The organism is Marinobacter sp., from assembly GCF_052094685.1.
Classification (GTDB): domain Bacteria; phylum Pseudomonadota; class Gammaproteobacteria; order Pseudomonadales; family Oleiphilaceae; genus Marinobacter.
Genome location: NZ_JBQDKB010000077.1, coordinates 1 through 17,844, shown reverse-complemented (window position 1 = coordinate 17,844; position 17,844 = coordinate 1). Strand labels below are relative to the sequence as shown.

13 protein-coding genes are annotated in these 17,844 nt (G+C 53.7%); 9 read left to right on the top strand and 4 right to left on the bottom strand.

The genetic code is table 11. The annotated features are described in order from the left end of the window. The first annotated feature begins 229 nt into the window (after positions 1-229). From ACTH3S_RS14105 to ACTH3S_RS14095, 3 genes are all read left to right on the top strand, one after another. Positions 230-670 (top strand): PaaI family thioesterase, encoded by a 441-nt coding sequence (locus ACTH3S_RS14105; RefSeq protein WP_441809646.1) that lies wholly within the window; start codon positions 230-232, stop codon positions 668-670. A 63-nt stretch (positions 671-733) separates the two neighbouring features. Continuing rightward, positions 734-2,398, top strand: coding sequence for a long-chain fatty acid--CoA ligase (locus ACTH3S_RS14100; RefSeq protein WP_441809645.1), 1,665 nt, complete (start codon positions 734-736; stop codon positions 2,396-2,398). A gap of 36 nt (positions 2,399-2,434) precedes the next feature. Further along, entirely contained in the window at positions 2,435-3,370 is a 936-nt protein-coding gene (locus ACTH3S_RS14095) for a ketopantoate reductase family protein (protein WP_441809644.1), read from the top strand. A 91-nt stretch (positions 3,371-3,461) separates the two neighbouring features. Here ACTH3S_RS14095 and ACTH3S_RS14090 read toward each other — a convergent pair whose 3' ends face one another. From ACTH3S_RS14090 to ACTH3S_RS14080, 3 genes are read right to left on the bottom strand one after another with little or no spacing between them, the layout of a single operon-like run. Further along, positions 3,462-4,604 (bottom strand): acyl-CoA dehydrogenase family protein, encoded by a 1,143-nt coding sequence (locus tag ACTH3S_RS14090; RefSeq protein ID WP_441809643.1) that lies wholly within the window; start codon positions 4,602-4,604, stop codon positions 3,462-3,464. 10 nt (positions 4,605-4,614) lie between these two features. Continuing rightward, the gene (locus tag ACTH3S_RS14085; protein WP_441809642.1) at positions 4,615-5,811 is read right to left on the bottom strand and encodes an acyl-CoA dehydrogenase family protein; all 1,197 of its coding nucleotides are present in this window, start codon (positions 5,809-5,811) and stop codon (positions 4,615-4,617) included. A gap of 57 nt (positions 5,812-5,868) precedes the next feature. Beyond that, positions 5,869-7,038: an acyl-CoA dehydrogenase gene (locus ACTH3S_RS14080; protein ID WP_441809641.1), complete on the bottom strand. Its 1,170-nt coding sequence runs from the start codon at positions 7,036-7,038 to the stop codon at positions 5,869-5,871. Between the two features lie 451 nt (positions 7,039-7,489). On the opposite strand from ACTH3S_RS14080, the gene ACTH3S_RS14075 reads away from it, so the two are divergent. The 6 genes from ACTH3S_RS14075 (at position 7,490) to ACTH3S_RS14050 (ending at position 17,299) form a co-directional block, all read left to right on the top strand. Further along, a complete protein-coding gene (locus tag ACTH3S_RS14075; protein WP_441809640.1) occupies positions 7,490-8,317 on the top strand; it encodes an IclR family transcriptional regulator in 828 nt (275 codons plus the stop codon). Between the two features lie 183 nt (positions 8,318-8,500). Continuing rightward, positions 8,501-10,594, top strand: a complete 2,094-nt coding sequence (locus tag ACTH3S_RS14070) for a 3-hydroxyacyl-CoA dehydrogenase NAD-binding domain-containing protein (protein WP_441809639.1) — start codon at positions 8,501-8,503, stop codon at positions 10,592-10,594. A gap of 208 nt (positions 10,595-10,802) precedes the next feature. Next, positions 10,803-11,987, top strand: a complete 1,185-nt coding sequence (locus ACTH3S_RS14065; protein WP_441809638.1) for an acetyl-CoA C-acyltransferase — start codon at positions 10,803-10,805, stop codon at positions 11,985-11,987. A 74-nt stretch (positions 11,988-12,061) separates the two neighbouring features. Further along, the gene (locus tag ACTH3S_RS14060) at positions 12,062-13,042 is read left to right on the top strand and encodes an NAD(P)H-dependent flavin oxidoreductase (RefSeq protein ID WP_441809637.1); all 981 of its coding nucleotides are present in this window, start codon (positions 12,062-12,064) and stop codon (positions 13,040-13,042) included. Positions 13,043-13,223: 181 nt separating this feature from the next. Beyond that, positions 13,224-16,121 (top strand): ricin-type beta-trefoil lectin domain protein, encoded by a 2,898-nt coding sequence (locus tag ACTH3S_RS14055; protein ID WP_441809636.1) that lies wholly within the window; start codon positions 13,224-13,226, stop codon positions 16,119-16,121. A gap of 116 nt (positions 16,122-16,237) precedes the next feature. After that, entirely contained in the window at positions 16,238-17,299 is a 1,062-nt protein-coding gene (locus ACTH3S_RS14050) for a helix-turn-helix domain-containing protein (RefSeq protein ID WP_441809635.1), read from the top strand. Positions 17,300-17,369: 70 nt separating this feature from the next. Here the strand turns inward: ACTH3S_RS14050 and ACTH3S_RS14045 are convergent, their stop codons facing one another. Next, on the bottom strand, positions 17,370-17,801 hold the full coding sequence (locus tag ACTH3S_RS14045) for an HPP family protein (RefSeq protein ID WP_441809647.1): 432 nt from the start codon (positions 17,799-17,801) through the stop codon (positions 17,370-17,372). Between the last annotated feature and the right edge of the window lie 43 nt (positions 17,802-17,844).

The window sequence follows — 17,844 nt, the reverse complement described above, 5'->3', positions numbered from 1 at the left end:
AAGCCTTGAGAGCCAGCAAGCGGCTGATCCGGGCCCCGTGGCGCGAACAGACAAAGCAGGCGTTGGAGCGAGAGCGGGAAGTGTTTTCTGAACGGCTTCGATCCGACGATTGCCGGGCAGCTTTGGATAAATTAGCCCGGCGTTGACCGACATTGGATATTTTCATATCCGTGTGACGAATGTCATCAGAGTATGCGCAGTGACAACCCTTGCGAGGAGCGAAAGTGTGATGAGTAAACAAGAACCTCTTTATGTCGACGGTACAGATTTGCCCGGCTTTCATAGTGTGCTCGGGTACTGCCAAGTCTCATGGGAGGAAAATGAAGCGGTCATTGAGTTGGCACTGCAGCCGAAGCACCTGAATATGGGGGGCGTTATCCATGGTGGGGTGCTTTCGTCGCTGCTCGATATTGCTCTGGCCCAAGCCGGCACATATTGCCCCTACCCGGGACGGGTGCGTAAAGCCGTTACTCTAACGTTGACCACGACGTTTACCGGCCAGTGCTCCGGCGGGACTATTCGGATTACCGGTCGCAAGCGCGCGGGTGGTACACGCATTTTCAACAGTACCGGTGAGGTTCACGACGACAAAGGGAATTTGCTGGCGATCGGTGAAGGCACGTTTCAGATCCGCTCTGGTAGTGAAAAACCGGAAGGCGTCTCTCTTTAAAGCGTGTCCGGATCTGTCCGTGATGCGGGTAGGTTGATTTAAACTCTCGGGAGAACAATAGCCATGTTTACACGCCACTATGGGGTCTGGCCCAAAGAATTACCCAAGACCCTGACGCTGCCAAAAACCAGCATCTTTACCAATCTGGCCGTCTCGGCCCTTCGTTACCCGGATAACATCGCCATCATTTTCTATGATGCATCCATAACCTACCGCCGCCTGTTGGCCGAAGTAGAAACCATGGCAGGTTACCTGCAGGCTCAGGGTGTGAAAAAGGGCGATCGGGTACTGCTTTATATGCAGAACTCGCCCCAGTACGTGATCTCTTACTACGCTATCCTGCGCGCGGATGCCGTAGTGGTACCGGTGAACCCCATGAACCGGGCTGCCGAACTTGAGCACTATATTGCGGATACTGGCTCGGCCATTTGTTTGGCGGGCCAGGAGTTGGTGGAGTACATTGCGCCGGTACTGGAGAAAACCGATCTGGAGCAGGTGGTGGTTGCTTCTTACAGTACATACATTAAACCCGATACCGACTTGGACTTACCCAAAGAAGTGGCGGCACCAGCATGGACAGCAGAGGCTTCTGGCCTGGTGCGTTGGGAAAGCGCCATGGCTGCTGGCCACGTTCCGTCGGAGCACACCTCAGGCCCGGAAGATCTGGCGGTGATTCCCTACAGCTCCGGCACCACCGGTGCGCCGAAAGGCTGCATGCACACCCATCGCTCAGTGATGGCAACGGCGGTACATCGAGTGACCTGGAGCCAGAGCACGCCCAACAGTGTGCACCTGGCTACTCTGCCATTTTTCCATGTAACCGGTATGACTGGCTCCATGAATGGGCCGATTTTTACGGGGTCTGAGTGCGTAATTATGACCCGCTGGAATCGCACTGTTGGGGCAAAGATTATTGAGCGTTATAAAGTCACTGCCTGGACCAACATTGTTACCATGGCCGTGGATTTTCTTTCCAATCCAGAGGTTGAAAAATACGACCTCAGCAGCCTTGTTACGATTAGTGGCGGCGGCGCCGCCATGCCTGTCGCCGTTGCGGAAAAACTGAAGAAGCTGACCGGTCTGCAGTACATCGAGGGTTACGGTTTGTCAGAAACCATGGCAGCAACTCACATGAACCCCATCGCCAAACCCAAAGCCCAGTGCCTGGGTATCCCTGCTTTTGATGTAGATAGTCGGATTGTTGATCCCGATACCCTGGAAGAGAAAGGGCCGAGCGAAGTCGGTGAAATCGTCTCTTTTGGCCCCCAGGTTACCATTGGTTATTGGAATCGGCCGGCCGAAACCGATGCGGCATTTATCGAAATTGATGGTAAACGTTTCTTCCGCACCGGCGACTTGGGATATTACGACGAAGACGGCTATTTCTTCATGGTTGATCGCATCAAACGAATGATCAACGCGTCCGGGTTCAAAGTGTGGCCGTCGGAAGTTGAGGGGCTGATGTACCAACACCCTGCTATTCATGAGGTATGCATTATTTCAGCGCCGGACCCCAAACGTGGTGAAACGGTGAAAGCCTGCATCGTGCTGACGCCCGAAGCCGAAGATCACACCAGTGTTGAGGATATTACCGGCTGGTGTAAGGAGCAGATGGCCGCCTATAAGGTACCCACGATTGTGACATTTGTGAGTGCCCTGCCGAAATCGCCCACGGGCAAATTAATGTGGCGGGCGCTACAGGAAGACGAGTGGAAGGAGAGGGATTGAACAACTGTCTGATCACTTGGAGGATCGATTCCGATTATGAATAACAAACCCAGTATTCTGATTGTGGGTGCCGGAGCGATTGGCAGCTTTTACGGCGCTATTCTCAAAAAAGCCGGTTGTCGAGTGAGCACCGTATTGCGTTCAGACTACGAAGCCGTCAAAGCTCAGGGTGTGCGTATTACCAGCCCGCTCGGAGATCTGTCCTACCGGCCCGACCAGGTATACCGGGAGGGTGACTTGCCCGATGAAGCGCCGGACTTCTTGATTGTTTGTGTGAAGATATTACCCGGCGTGGACCGAATTCAGCTGGTTGCTCCGTGGATTGGCGAGAAAACCTGCCTGGTGTTGATCGAAAACGGCCTGGACATTGAAAGAGAGCTGGCAGACGCCTATCCCGGTAACCCACTTATAAGCTGCCTGGCTTTTATTGCCGTGAGCCGGGCAGAGACCGGCGTGGTTGAGCATAAAGCCTATGGCAAGCTGGTAATGGGGCAGTATCCAAAGGGGGTTGATGACAACTGCCAAGTCTTGTCACAACTATTTCAAGACGGCGGTATTAATATTGACTTGACTGAGCACGTGGTGGGAGAGCGCTGGCGCAAGTGCCTTTGGAACACTCCGTTTAACCCGCTGTCGGTCATTGCCAACGGTGCGGATACTCGAACCATTCTGGATACGACAGGCGGCGAAGAGCTGGTCCGAGCCATGATGCGTGAGGTGATGGATATAGCTGCGGCAGAAGGCTATCCCATGGATGAAGCACTGCTGGATAAGAACATCGCCGGCACCCGAAAAATGCCCGCTTACAAGAACAGCATGGCGCTGGATTACCTGAATGACCGCCCGATTGAGCGGGAGGCCGTACTGGGTAATGTGGTGGCCATTGCCGAGCAACATGGCATTGCCGTGCCCCATCTGAACACGGTACTGGTTACGCTTAAAATGCGAGCAGCGCTGGAGGGGCGGGGGTAGTGGTTCGTAAAAAAGGGGTGGCAAAGCCACCCCCCGAAAAAGGCCTCTGACTAATCAGAAAGAGGCCTCAGGCTCACCAATCAACAGGGGTTTAGCTAGCCTGTAAAAGCGAGGCGTAGCGCTCCAAGTGAAAATCATCATCACCCAACTGATGGTTGATCATGATCAGGCGCTTGGCGTAGTGGGCGAAGTTGTATTCCCAAGTCATGCCGATGCCACCATGAGACTGTATGCCCTGTTCCGAAATAAACTGCCCACTGCGACCGATAACATTTTTGGCGGCGGCCAGCACGCGGCGGCGGTCATCACTCTGTTCTTCGTCTGCCACGCTGGCGGCCAAGATCGCCATCGAGCGGGCCTGTTCCAGTTCAGACATCATGTCGACCATGCGGTGCTGCAGTACCTGAAACTTACCAATGGGCACGCCAAACTGTTTGCGTTGCTTGAGGTAGTCCAGAGTCAACTCGTTGGCCGCTTCCATGATGCCGACAGCCTCTGCACACAGAGCGGCAATCGCACGGCCGGTTTGATACTCAATCACCTCTGCGGCTTGGTCTTCCTCACCCACTAGCGCATCGGCGCTTACCTGAACGTTGTTCAATGTAAGATCGCAGCCCTTGGAGCCATCTATGGTGGGGTAGTTCCGGCGCTCGACCCCCGCGGTATCCGGCTTCAGAGCAAACAAGCTGATGCCACTGGCGTCACGGGCATCGCCGGAGGTGCGTGCGGACACCAGAATCAGGTCTGCGCAGTGTCCGCCAATGACGACGGCCTTGTGGCCATTGAGCACATAGCCGGTGTCGTTTTTCTCAGCGCGGGTTTCCACATCGTTGAGATCGTAGAAACTCTGAGGCTCCTGTAGTGCAACTGCCGCGTGTAGCTCTCCGCTGGCAATGCCACCTAGCAAGATTTCTTTCTGGCTATCATTGCCGGCTTGGCTAATAAGACCGCCGCCAAGAATGACAGACTGCAGAAAAGGCTCCAGGCAAAGGCCACGGCCGAGCTCAGTCATAACAGACTGCACTTCTACGCCACTGCCACCAAAGCCGCCTAACTCTTCGGAGAAGGGAACGGCTGTCAGCCCCAGTTCACCGAGCTGTTTCCAAAAATCCACGCTGAATCCGGCGTCGGTTTCGCTAAATTCCAGGCGCTTTTCAAAACTGTATTCACCACGCACCAAGCGGGCGACGGTGTCTTGCAGCATCTGCTGCTCTTCATTGAGTCGGAAATCCATGGTCGCCTCCTTAAAGCCCGAGAATCATTTTCGACACGATGTTTTTCTGGATCTCGTTGGATCCGCCGAAAATCGAGAGTTTGCGATTGTTGAAATATTGAGCAGACAGGGGTGCTGCGTTCTCGTCTGAGAGGAACTCGCCTTCATACCCAAGATCCAGCTCTTCTTCCACAAACGGAATGGCGTAGGGTCCGATGGCTCGGCGCGCCAGATCGTTAATAGCCTGACGAATTTCGGTGCCTTTTACCTTCAGCATGGAGCTTTCTGCACCGGGCATGCCGCCGCCTTCTACCGCGGCAATAATGCGCAGGTTGCTGATGGTCGCCGCAGCCAGGTCAATTTCAACCTTGGCAATGCGCTGGCTGAACGATGTGTCTTCAATCAGCGGACGGCCATTCTTGAGTCGGCGGGAGGCCAGTGCTTTTAGGTGCGACAGCGCCGCTTTTGACATACCGATACCGGCGAGACCGGTGCGCTCGTAGGTCAGCAAGAACTTGGCATAGGTCCAGCCTTTGTCTTCCTCACCGACCAGATTCTCAACCGGCACTTTCACATCTTCAAAGAAGACCTCGTTCACCTCGTGCTCGCCATCCAGGGTGATGATCGGGCGCACGGTGATGCCAGGAGTGTTCATATCGATCAGCAGGAAGGAAATGCCTGCCTGAGCTTTTACCTCGGTATTGGTGCGCACGAGGCAGAAAATCATGTTGGCGTACTGGCCAAGGGTGGTCCAGGTTTTCTGGCCATTCACAATGTAGTGGTCACCTTGGCGCACGGCACGGGTCTTCAACGAAGCCAGATCTGAGCCAGCACCTGGTTCGGAATAGCCCTGGCACCACCAGTCTTCGCCACTGAGGATGCGAGGCAGGTATGTCTGCTTCTGTTCTTCGTTGCCGAACCGGATGATAACCGGTGCCACCATGTTTACGCCGAACGGAATGGAGCGAGGCACTCCGTAACGGCAGGACTCTTCATCCCAGATGTGCTTCTGAATGGGCGACCACTCCACACCACCGTATTCTTCCGGCCAGTGCGTGGCGTACCAGCCCTGCGCTGTGAGAATCTTCTGCCAGCGTTGGTGGTCTTCTTTGGATAGATGGCGGAAGCCCTTCACTTTGGCCGCAATGTCGGCCGGCAGTTTCTCATCCAGAAAGGCGCGCACTTCGTCTCGGAAGGCGAGCTCCTCGGCAGTGTAGTTCATGTTCATTGAGTAGCCTCGCAGTGTTTGGCTTTATAGCTTGAAATAAAATTCAAAACGCCGTTATCAGCTGAACGCCGCAATACCTGTTTGGCCACGGCCGAGAATCAGGGCGTGGACGTCGTGAGTGCCTTCATAGGTATTCACCGCCTCTAAATTCATCACATGGCGAATCACGTGGTATTCGTCGGAAATACCGTTACCACCGTGCATATCGCGAGCAACCCGGGCGATATCCAATGCTTTGCCGCAGTTGTTACGTTTGAGTAGAGAGATGGCATCCGGTGTGGCGTCGCCAGCATCCATCATGCGGCCAAGCTGCAGAACCGCCTGCAGGCCTAGGGTGATTTCTGTCTGCATGTCTACGAGCTTTTTCTGGATCAACTGGTTGGCGGCCAAGGGCCTGCCGAACTGCTTACGCTCTAGGGTGTAACTACGGGCAGCGTGCCAGCAAAATTCAGCTGCGCCCAAAGAGCCCCAGCTGATGCCGAAACGGGCTTTGTTCAGGCAGCTGAAGGGGCCTTTCAAGCCTTCTACTTCCAGCTTGTTTGCGTCTGGTACAAACACCTCATCCATAAAGATGGAGCCGGTCTCTGAGGCGCGAAGCGAGAACTTGCCCGGAATTTTCGGTGTTTCCAGGCCTTTGGAGCCTTCGCGCTCGATAACAAAACCGGTCACTTTGCCGTCCAACTTGCCCCAGACCACGCACACGTCGGCGATAGGGGAGTTGGTTATCCAGGTTTTGGAGCCGCTCAGTAAGTAGCCGCCGTCCACTTTTTTGGCGCGGGTTTCCATGCCACCCGGATCAGACCCGTGGTTGGGCTCGGTCAAACCAAAGCAACCAACCATTTCGCCGGAGGCCAGTTTTGGCAAAATGCGTTTTTTCAGGGCTTCCTGGCCGAACGCATGAATCGGGTGAATAACCAGTGAGGATTGAACGCTCAAGGCGGAGCGATAGGCAGAGTCAACACGCTCTACCTCACGGGCGATCAATCCGTAACAGACGTGGCTCAGACCCGGACCGCCATACTCTTCTGGCAGAGTGGCCCCAAGCATGCCCAGCTCACCCATATCGGTGAAGATGCTGCGGTCGAACGTTTCATGACGGTTGGCCTCGGTGATGCCTGGCATCAGGCTCTTGTCACAGAAGCTGCGAATGCTGTCCCGAACCTGGCGTTCGGTTTCATCCAATTGTTTGTCAAACTGCAGCAGGTCGTCCCAAGGTGCGGAAGCCATGTTATTTCTCCTCAGTAAAATCAGTTGTTAATTCGTTCGATCACAGCGGCAATGCTCGTCCAATTTGGGTTCAGCCGATAATCTAGGGCGCCCGGGGATAAAATCTCTGACTGCTTTGCCGTTTGTGCTAGCATAGTTTCATCAAGCGAAATTTAGTTTTGTATTAGATGTACAAAAAGACTAATCCGGGTGTGTGTGAAATGCAAGCAGACACCGTCTCCGACGTCGCAACTATGACATCGACAGAGTAGGCATAAGAGCTGCCGATCACTGGCAATTACCTTTGGCCGACAATGTAAAATATAGTGCACTAGAGAAGATGGGCGTGTCGTTTTAGGGTGAATTTGTGGTACTTGGATTCATCACCTATTAAAGTGCTGCATGTTATGCATTTATGGAATTTATACCCCGGGACATGGAATCAGGCGACGTTGTTGGAGGGCGCCACATTATGTCAAAAGAAAAAACGACCTCACCGGAACTTATGGCTGCATCAGGTGATGACGAACCACTTAAGCCAGAGAAAGATCGCAAGTTCGTCGAGGCGCTGTCTCGTGGTTTGGATGTGTTGCGCGCTTTCGGTCAAGGCTCGGCGATCCTTGGCAACCAAGATATTGCGCGGCTTACCGATCTGCCAAAGCCAACAGTGTCTCGAATGACCTACACTCTGACCAAGCTCGGATACTTGAGTTACAACACTCAGCTGGAAAAATACCAGCTCAGTTCGGGTGTGTTGGCGCTGGGCTATGCCTATGTTTCCAATTTGAAAGTTCGCCAGCTGGCCAAGCCCTACATGGATGAGTTTGCCCGTCAAACTAACATGTCGATTGGCCTTACGTGCCGTGATCGCCTGCACATGATCTACGTGGAAAACCGCTTGCCCCCGGAAGCTTCGTTGCTGCGTATGGATATCGGCGTCAAGCTGCCAATGGCGACGACGTCTGCAGGTCGTGCTTACTATTGCGCCATTTCAGAGAAAGGACGCAAAGTTCTTGATGACGCCATGGCCCTGAAGTATGGGCCCGAATCCTGGCCTGAGAAAAAAGAGGGGCTGGAACGCACCATGGAGGATTACAAGAAGTATGGTTTTTGCCTTTCGCTTGGCGAATGGGACCGAAATATCAACTCTGCAGGCGTACCCGTTCACCTGCAAGATGGCACCATCATGACGCTGACCTGTGCCTCGCCTTCCTATTTGGTTCCGGCTGAAAAACTCCGTGATTCAATTGCTCACCAGCTCGCGATGCTGGCAAGCGATATTGAATCGCTGGGCGTTTAAATCGGTGTTGGAGCGCTACAGTTCCTGATTCCCCGGGTTTCATGATAAAACCGTAGAATTCGTTCTGCGGTTTTTTTGTGTCTGGGTTTTAATTGGTGGTTGAAACCCGGATAGAACTTGTATTAAATCGTATCTATGTTTCGCTTGTTAAAACTAAATTTCATATATGGCGAGGAAGAGATTATGTCTGAGGTCGTAACTTACAGTCGTGAAGGTAGTGTTGGTGTGATTGCCGTGAATTACCCGCCGGTCAACGCTCTCAGCCATGCGGTGCGTTCGGGCTTGGTCGCTGCACTTGAACAGGGGCAAAAGGACTCTGAAACCAAGGTACTTTTGCTAGTGTGTGAAGGCCGTACTTTTATAGCGGGTGCTGACATTCGTGAATTTGGTAAACCCATGCAGGAGCCAAGCCTGCCTGTGGTGGTTGAGCAATTCGAAAACAGCGGCAAACCTCTGGTTGCCGCTATCCACGGTACCGCGCTCGGTGGCGGGCTGGAAACGGCTCTTGGTTGCCATTATCGGGTTGCACTGAGCAGCGCCAAAGTTGGTTTGCCGGAAGTAAAACTTGGCTTGCTGCCAGGTGCCGGCGGTACTCAACGTTTGCCGCGCCTGGCCGGTGCGCAAAAAGCGTTGGAAATGATTACGTCGGGTGAGTTTGTTGGCGCCAAAGACGCCTTGGCGTTTGGCATTGTAGATGCCGTTGATGATGGTACTGACGTGAAAGCCGCAGGCTTGGCTTATGCAAAGCAGATCGCCGATGAAGACAAGCCCGTGCGTCGGGTTCGGGATCTGACAGACAAAATTGCCGCCGACAAAGATAGTGATATTTTTGAGCAGTTCCGTGCCACCCTGCAGAAAAAGGCCCGCGGTCAGTTTTCGCCGTTTAAATGCGTAGACGCCATTGAAGCGGCGTTTAACCTGCCATTCCCTGAAGGCGTAAAGCGCGAACGTGAACTGTTTATGGAGTGCATGGATTCTCCCCAGCGCGGAGGCCTGATCCATTCCTTTTTCGCAGAACGTGAGGTTTCCAAGGTTAAAGGGCTGTCGAAGGATACGCCGGTACGCGATGTGAAGAGCGTCGGTATCATTGGCGCTGGCACCATGGGTGGTGGCATCGCCATGAACTTCGCCAACGTGGGCATTCCCGTGACCATCGTGGAAATGAAGCAGGAAGCTCTGGACAAAGGGTTGGGCATTATTCGCAAGAACTATGAAAGCTCTGCGAAGAAGGGGCGTATTACCCAGCAGCAGGTGGAAGACCGGATGGCGCTGGTCACCGGCAGCCTGAACTATGACGATTTCAACGACGTGGATCTGGTTATTGAGGCGGTGTTTGAAAACATGGCCGTTAAGAAAGAGATCTTTGGGAAGCTTGATGGCGTCTGTAAGCCCGGAGCCATTCTGGCGTCCAACACCTCTACGCTGGATATCGATGAGATTGCGTCTGCCACCAAGCGTCCGGAAGACGTTGTGGGTATGCACTTCTTTAGTCCCGCCAACGTGATGAGGCTGCTGGAGAATGTTCGCGGTAGCAAGACCTCTGACGAGGTAAAAGCGACCGTGATGGCCGTCGCCAAGAAGATTAAGAAGGTGGGTGTGCTGGTTGGCAACTGCCACGGTTTTGTGGGCAACCGCATGCTGCACAAGCGCGGCGCCGAAGCCATGGCGTTGGTTAATGAAGGCGCCACGCCACAACAGGTTGATAAGGTGCTGACAGATTTGGGTTATCCCATGGGGCAGTTTGCCATGTCGGATCTGGCGGGTATTGATGTGGGTTATCGCATTCGCGAAGAGCTTCGTAATGCAGGTGAAAACGTAGCGCCCAGCTGGATGGATAAGCTTGCGGAGCAGAATCGCTTTGGTCAGAAAACCATGGCGGGTGTTTACAAGTATGAGGAAGGCAGCCGCAAGCCTATTCCGGATCCTGAGGTAGAGCGGATTATTGAGGATTTCCGTAAGGAGCAGGGTATCGACTCCCGTGAAATTACGGATCAGGAGATTCTTGAGCGCTGCATGTATGTGATGGTGAATGAGGCGGCCAAGATTTTGGAAGAAGGCATTGCTGATCGGGCTCTGGATATTGATGTGGTCTGGATTTATGGCTATGGCTTCCCGGCTTATCGTGGTGGGCCTATGTTCTGGGCGGATCAGATTGGTCTGGATTCGATTCTGGCAGCTGTGGAGAAGTATCACGGTGATGTGGGTGGTGCGCAGTGGGAGCCTGCTCCGCTGTTGAAGCAATTGGTTGCTGATGGAAAGACATTTGGCGACTTGTAAGGCCGTTATCGGCTGGCCTCTTTGTCTGGTGCATTGAGGCTGGCCCGATATGGGTTGCTTTTTCTTCTGGAAAAACAACTCGCTTCGCTCAGACATTTTTTTCCGGCAGAAAAAGCAACCCACACCGAGCCGAATCAAACGGTTCAGGTACCGCTAGGCCACTGAATTCTGAGTGGTAAGTACACCATTTTATTTCGAGGTCACTTTTATGTCAGACGCAGTTATTGTTTCTACGGCCCGCACCGGTCTTGGTAAGTCTTTCCGGGGTGCTTTGAACAACACCCACAGTGTGGATATTGCAGGACATGTGATTCAGCATGCGGTTGCGCGTGCGGGTATTGATCCGGCTATTGTTGAGGATGTGATTCTTGGTGCGACCTTCCACGAAGGCGCTCAGGGCAAGAACATGGCGCGCCTGGCGGCTATTCGTGCTGGGTTGCCGGTGACGACGGCGGGGATGTCTATTAACCGTTTTTGCAGTTCCGGTCTGCAGTCTATCGCTATTGCTGCGCAGCGTGTGGTATCCGAGAAGGTGCCGGCGATGGTAGCTGGTGGTGTGGAGTCTATTTCTCTGGTGCAGAACGATAAGCTCAACAGCTTTCATGCTAGGAATGAGTGGCTGATGAAGCACAAGCCTGAATTATACCTCTCGATGATTGAGACGGCAGATATCGTCGCCCAGCGTTATAACGTGAGCCGTGAGTCTCAGGACGAGTACGCCCTGATTTCCCAACAGCGCACGGCTGCGGCCCAGGAAGCGGGCAAGTTTGACGATGAAATTGTGCCCTTCGACGCCACCATGATGGTGAAGGATAAGGAAACCGGCGACGTTAGCCAGAAAGACGTCACGCTGACTCGCGATGAGTGCAATCGCCCGAACACTACGCTTGAGGGTCTTCAGGGGTTGAACGCGGTGCGTGGAGAGGGCAATTTTGTGACCGCCGGCAATGCCAGTCAGTTGTCTGACGGTGCCTCGGTTTGCACGGTGATGAACAGTACCTATGCCGAGAAAAATAACATCGAGCCCATGGGTATCTTCCGTGGCTTTGCGGTAGCCGGGTGCGAGCCGGATGAGATGGGCATTGGCCCGGTGTTCGCCATTCCTCGTTTGCTGGAGCGTAACGGGCTGACCATGGATGACATTGATCTGTGGGAGCTGAATGAAGCCTTTGCGTCTCAGGTGGTTTACTGCCGAGATCGTTTGGGTATTCCCATGGAAAAGCTGAACGTGAACGGTGGCTCTATTTCGATTGGTCATCCTTACGGTGTTACTGGGTCTCGTCTTGCCGGCCATGCCTTGATTGAAGGCAAGCGCCGTGGTGCGAAATACGTGGTGGTTACCATGTGTATTGGTGGCGGTCAGGGGGCTGCAGGCCTGTTTGAAGTGGTTTAGAGCTCCTGCGACAGCCGAGTTTTATCGCGCGGTCATTAGCACCCAATACGCACAACGAACATCGGAAAGAAATCATGAAAACCCGAATTACAGAATTGTTTGGTATCCGCCACCCGATTATTCAGGGTGGTATGCACCATGTTGGTTATGCCCAGATGGCTGCGGCCGTCTCCAATGCCGGTGGCCTGGGTATTATCACCGGGCTTACGCAGCCAACGCCGGAAGATCTGGCGAAGGAAATTGCCCGGTGCCATGAAATGACTGACAAACCCTTTGGCGTGAATCTTACCTTTTTGCCTTCATTCAATGCGCCTCCTTACCCTGAATATATCGATGCGATCATTGAGGGCGGGGTAAAAGCCGTTGAAACCGCAGGTCGCAGCCCCGAAAAATACATGGCGCAGCTTAAGGCTGCCGGTATCAAAGTTATTCATAAATGCACTTCTGTACGCCACGCTCTGAAGGCGGAAAGGATTGGCTGTGATGCGGTCAGTGTTGATGGCTTCGAGTGTGCTGGACACCCAGGTGAAGACGATATACCGAACTTTATTCTACTGCCCCGAGCGGCGGAAGAACTGACGATTCCATTTGTTGCGTCTGGCGGCATGGCCGATGGCCGCAGTCTGATTGCGGCTATGGCTCTGGGCGCAGAAGGCATGAATATGGGCACGCGTTTTATGGCCACAAAAGACGCCCCCATTCATGACAATGTAAAGCAAGCCATTGTCGAGGCTGACGAGCTGCAAACCCGCCTGATTATGCGCAACCTGCGCAACACAGAACGGGTGTTGAACAACGCCGCTGTGGCGGAAATTATCCGTATTGAAAAAGAGCAAGGTGAGGCCGAAACCATTGACGATATTCGCCATCTGGTGACGGGCGTTAAAGGCCGTCTGGTGCTGCAAGAAGGCAAAATGGACGAAGCGGCCTGGAGCTGCGGCATGGTGGCTGGGCTAATCAACGATATCCCCACCTGCGACGAGCTGATTCAGCGCATCATGGCCGATGCCGAGTCTATTGTTCGTCAGCGCTTGGCGGGCTTTCTGGATGCTTGAGGCCGCAATATCGTTTGAGATAAGGGGGCTGTCTGGCCCCTTCAGACACGCTTTCAAGAAACTGCACCCCCCTTGTAAGTTCTGCAAACGCATTCCTATGGCGCCCGCCATGTCCCGCTCCTATGTTTGTGACGGAACGACCTAGTCAATCCGATATAAAACACAATAAAAGGACGGAGCCATGGCTCGATTCATCTTGACCCTATTCGGGGTTGCTACCTTATTTTTCTCAACTGCTCACGCAGCGTATGCTGATACCGACGAGGTATACGGGCTTGCACAGGGCTGCTTTGCCGTTCAGTCATCTCATAACGACCGCTTCATGCGCCGGTATCAGACCAATGGCACCATTAACGGTGGCTGGAGCTTTGATTTCAGTGGAGCCAGCCCAGACGACGCTGCCCAGTTCTATTTGAAGCCCAGCGGGCTTGGCACCTTTATGATGCGTGACCAAGGCGGCCGGTTTCTGGATACTCGCTTCCCGGCGGATATCACCGCAGGCAACGTGCCTGCCCAACACGCTAACTGGCGTATCGACGAGCGCATGGAGAGTGGGGATCAACAGTTCCGGTTCACCAGTTTGTCTTTGAATCGTACGTTAAGGCACAACTGGAACAGCCGTGGCATCTATTTTATTGATTTACTGAACCCCAGTAACAGAGACAGCGAAGCCTGGTTCCGGCTTGTTCCTGCACAAAACTGCGAAGATTTTCCCGAAGCAGAGGTGAACATTGCCGGGGACCTTGAGCCACTTGAAGGCAATGCCAGCGAACCGGTGCGCGGCTCCATTGATGCACACACCCATATCACCTCCTACGAGTTCATGGGCGGTACCATGATGGCAGGCTCGCCCTTTCATCCCTTTGGTGTCACCAAAGCGCTTGCAGATAGCTCGAACGTTCACGGCCCCAATGGCACTCTGGATGTGATCGGCAACCTGATGGGATTCAACGATATCAACTTCCGCTATAACACCGCAGTCTGGCCAGACTTCCCCTTCTGGCCCAATCATCAGAGCTTGTCCCATACCGGCTACTACTACCGTTGGATTGAGCGGGCCTTTCTGGGTGGTCAGAAAATGATGGTGACCCATCTCGTGGAAAACGAGGTGTTGTGTAACCTGCAATCCACCCTGTTGCCACAGAGCTGGGGTGGAACCAACAGTTGCAACACCATGGGTAGTATCGATCTTCAGATCCTTCGGTTACATGAAATGCAGGCGTATACAGATGCTCAGGCTGGCGGGCCGGGTAAAGGCTTCTTCCAATTGGTTAGTACGCCCGATGAGGCCAGGCAGGTTATTGCCGATGGCAAGATGGCGATTATGTTGGGTATCGAAGCCTCCGAGCTCTTTAACTGTGGCCTGAAGGATCAAACCTGCTCCCAGGCGTATGTTGGCGCTCAGCTGCAAAAATATCATGACCTTGGCGTTCGCGCGGTTTATCCCATCCATCGGTTTGATAATCAGTTCGGGGGCGCGAGAATCGAAAGCGGGCTGATTAACGTGGGCAATAACCTCTCAACCGGGCGGTATTTCTCTACCAGTGCTTGCGGCGATGAAACCCAAGGCCAAATGATGTACAACGATTTGGGGCTGTTTGGGCTTGAGGCATTGTTGGGGATCACGGGCTCCACCGATTACGATGAAACAACCGACCAGTGCAACAACCGTGGCCTGACCGATCTTGGGATTTATCTGGTAAACCAGATGATGGATATGGGCATGATCATCGAGGTGGATCATATGTCCCAGCACAGCCATGAAGCGGTACTCGATATTGCAGAGGCGCGAGAATACTCCGGGCTTATTTCCGGCCACAGCCACATGCATGCAGGCGCGAACGGAACCGTGCACCCAAATGCCACTCGGATCGCAGAGCTCGGCGGTATCCTGGCGCCATACAGCAGTAATGCAGACATTATTGGCGGTGCCATTAGTGGCTTTTTGGACAAGGTGGAAGCCACGAATTATCTGCCCGGTGTCACGTTTTCTACCGACATGAGCGGGATTGGCAATCAGCCCGGGCCGCGTGAAAGTGCGGCTGCACAACCGCTGGAATATCCGTTTACCACAGAACTGGGTCTAACGGTGAATAAACAGGTTACAGGTAATCGGAGCTTTGACCTGAACACAGATGGCATGGCGCATTACGGGCTTATTGCGGACCATATTCAGGATATCCGCGAGCGCACACCTGTGCGTATTTACGAATCGGTGATGAATTCTGCCGAGGCGTATCTGCAGATGTGGGAGCGTGCCCGTGCCAATTCTAATCGCGAGTTTGTGAACCCACTGCCAGATTACGTAACGGTCTATAACCGGGGCAAAGGAACCTGCCTTGATGTTCCGGGGAATGACGACGGCGTGAATAGCAGCGCCTGGGTTGACCATTATGCGTGTCAGCCTTTGGCTAGAGATCAACGCTGGTTATTCGATCCCATTTTGGGAACCTTCGCTAACCAAGTCGGCGATAACGTCTTGTGCCTGGACAATAATGGCAGACCTTGGAATAACGGTTACCCCAATCTGCAAGTCTGTGATGGTAGTGCCCGGCAAAACTGGCAGTATTCTGACCAACGCATAACCAACGCCGGCAGCAATAGCCATTCCCTTGATGCTTACCGCAGTGGCTGGGTCGGTTTTTGGCAGTCCCATGATGGTGCAAACCAGCAGTGGGAACTGCACATGGAATCCGCAAGCGGGCGCTGGGCAGAGTATCGCAGCGCCAAGACTGGCTTGTGCCTGACAGCGAGCAGCGCAGGGGCAACACTAAATCTGGCTGCGTGCTCGGGCACAGCTGCGCAACGTTGGCAGTGGCAGCCGACCCAAGGATTGCTGCGCTCCGGCCTCGATCCCAGTCTTTGTGTTTCCAGTGCGCCTCAAACCAGCAACGACACACCGCTGAACCTTGCGCAATGCAGCGGCAGTGGCGCCCAGATGTTCGAGCGCCACGCCGACAGGTCATTTCGGTTGCAGCAAGATAACAGTTACGCCGTGGATGCGGCCGGCACAGAACTGGTGATGTATCAGCACCACGGCGGTAGTAACCAGCGCTGGGTAGCGACACTCCCGCAGTAAACGCTAAACAAGCCATAGCTTCTGACGCGCCGGCAAACTGGTCAATGCGAAACCGCCGTATTTTCTCCTATACTTGATAGAACACAATAATAATATCAATCGTGGAGAGTTCCGCTGTGCTCACGCTCACTGGGTTTGGTTTGGGGTGTCTGGTTTCTCTGTTCGTGGTTTCCTGGCGAGATTTTCGTCACTTGCTGGTCGGCAAGGTTTTTATCTTGATGATCATCACATCAGGTGCATATCTGATAGACCCGCTTGCGCCGGCTGACTGGCGTTGGGTTACCTCCGATCTTCAAACTGCGCTGCCCGCTCTATTTTGGGTTCTTTGCCAACTGGTTTTTGCCGCCCGGCCACAACTGATGAGCATTTGGGGGGGCATGGCTTTATACAGCTTTGCGGTTCCCGTATTTTCTCGCCCCTTCATAGAAACAGGAAGCTGGCCGGAATGGGGTGTTTTTCTCGGGTGGGAACTCGGAAAGTGGTTTGAGTACGCGGTGGTGCTACATGGCGTCATGTACGTGATTCATCACTGGCGCGACGATCTGGTCGAAACCCGTCGACAAGCCCGTTTGGCGTTTCTTCTTGTTCTAGGCAGTGCCGTTGGCGTGGCAACCATCAGCCTGAACTTCGGTATTTACCATGAGGTCACCCGAGGCATGATTGTTGGTATGGCGGCATTGGCGATACTGTTTTGTGTCGTTTCATCGCGTGAAGGCTTGCTGGAATTGGCGCCACAGGAAAGCCCGCTTGGGGAGTTGCAGCCGCCAGAGCAGGATTTGCGGGTTGCGGATAAATTACCACGCCAGATTGACAGTGATGACGCGAAAAAACTGGCAGACCTTATGGCCGATGGCTTCTACAAGCAGGAGAAACTGACACTCAAGCAGCTTGCGGAGGCTATTGGTATTCCTGAATACAGGGCTCGCCGCTTGATTAATCAAACGCTGGGTTACCGTAATTTCAATGACTACATTAATCAGCTGCGGATTGCGGAGGCATCCAATCGTTTGGTTGCTACACCAGACGAGCCTATTTTGAATATTTCCCTGGATGTGGGATATCGCACCCTGAGTTCTTTCAATCGCGCCTTCCGGGATATTATGGACACTACGCCTACGGCCTACCGGCAGGCTAGGAGTGCAGATGTCGGGGAGCAGACATTGTGCTCCCCAACTTGAGAGGCTTTGGCCTACGCAGATGCACGCACCGGCGGAACTGCGCACGTTTACCAATACCTCATCATAATGATCATTCGGGTTTCAATGCTAAAACTGATGCGGCTTTATTCGACGACCACAAAGGATAAGGAATACCCGACAGTCGATTGATCATAAACGCATGCACAAGTAGCACGAATACGCCGGCCATCAAGATGGGTAGTTGCGACGGGTTTGGCATAAGGCCGAGTGACACAATGAGTGCCGTGGCGCCGGCCGGTGGGTGAGCAACGTTCAGCAGAACCATCAAGCAGCTAGTCAGTCCTAAAGACACAGCGGCAGCGCCCACCCGGGGCAAATCCACATTCGTTACAAAGGCAGATGCGGCATCTTGCAGACCGAACAGATAGAGCGAAAGCAACCCCATCAGAGCGCCAATTAGGTGCCCGCACAGGGTGTTTTTGGGAGAGGCCGGTTGGGCGAGAGGTACGTAAAAAAGAATGAACGCGGTAGCGCCTAGCAGCCTGTCGGACTTGCACCTGACAGACAGCGTTTAAAGTGATCTT

Bases quoted from the DNA above. Each gene is read 5' to 3' on its own strand.
- ACTH3S_RS14070 (WP_441809639.1), top strand. From the start codon at position 8,501: ATGTCTGAGGTCGTAACTTACAGTCGTGAAGGTAGTGTTGGTGTGATT.
- ACTH3S_RS14060 (WP_441809637.1), top strand. From the start codon at position 12,062: ATGAAAACCCGAATTACAGAATTGTTTGGTATCCGCCACCCGATTATT.
- ACTH3S_RS14080 (WP_441809641.1), bottom strand. From the start codon at position 7,038: ATGGCTTCCGCACCTTGGGACGACCTGCTGCAGTTTGACAAACAATTG.
- ACTH3S_RS14090 (WP_441809643.1), bottom strand. From the start codon at position 4,604: ATGGATTTCCGACTCAATGAAGAGCAGCAGATGCTGCAAGACACCGTC.
- ACTH3S_RS14065 (WP_441809638.1), top strand. From the start codon at position 10,803: ATGTCAGACGCAGTTATTGTTTCTACGGCCCGCACCGGTCTTGGTAAG.
- ACTH3S_RS14055 (WP_441809636.1), top strand. From the start codon at position 13,224: ATGGCTCGATTCATCTTGACCCTATTCGGGGTTGCTACCTTATTTTTC.
- ACTH3S_RS14100 (WP_441809645.1), top strand. From the start codon at position 734: ATGTTTACACGCCACTATGGGGTCTGGCCCAAAGAATTACCCAAGACC.
- ACTH3S_RS14095 (WP_441809644.1), top strand. From the start codon at position 2,435: ATGAATAACAAACCCAGTATTCTGATTGTGGGTGCCGGAGCGATTGGC.
- ACTH3S_RS14085 (WP_441809642.1), bottom strand. From the start codon at position 5,811: ATGAACATGAACTACACTGCCGAGGAGCTCGCCTTCCGAGACGAAGTG.
- ACTH3S_RS14105 (WP_441809646.1), top strand. From the start codon at position 230: ATGAGTAAACAAGAACCTCTTTATGTCGACGGTACAGATTTGCCCGGC.
- ACTH3S_RS14075 (WP_441809640.1), top strand. From the start codon at position 7,490: ATGTCAAAAGAAAAAACGACCTCACCGGAACTTATGGCTGCATCAGGT.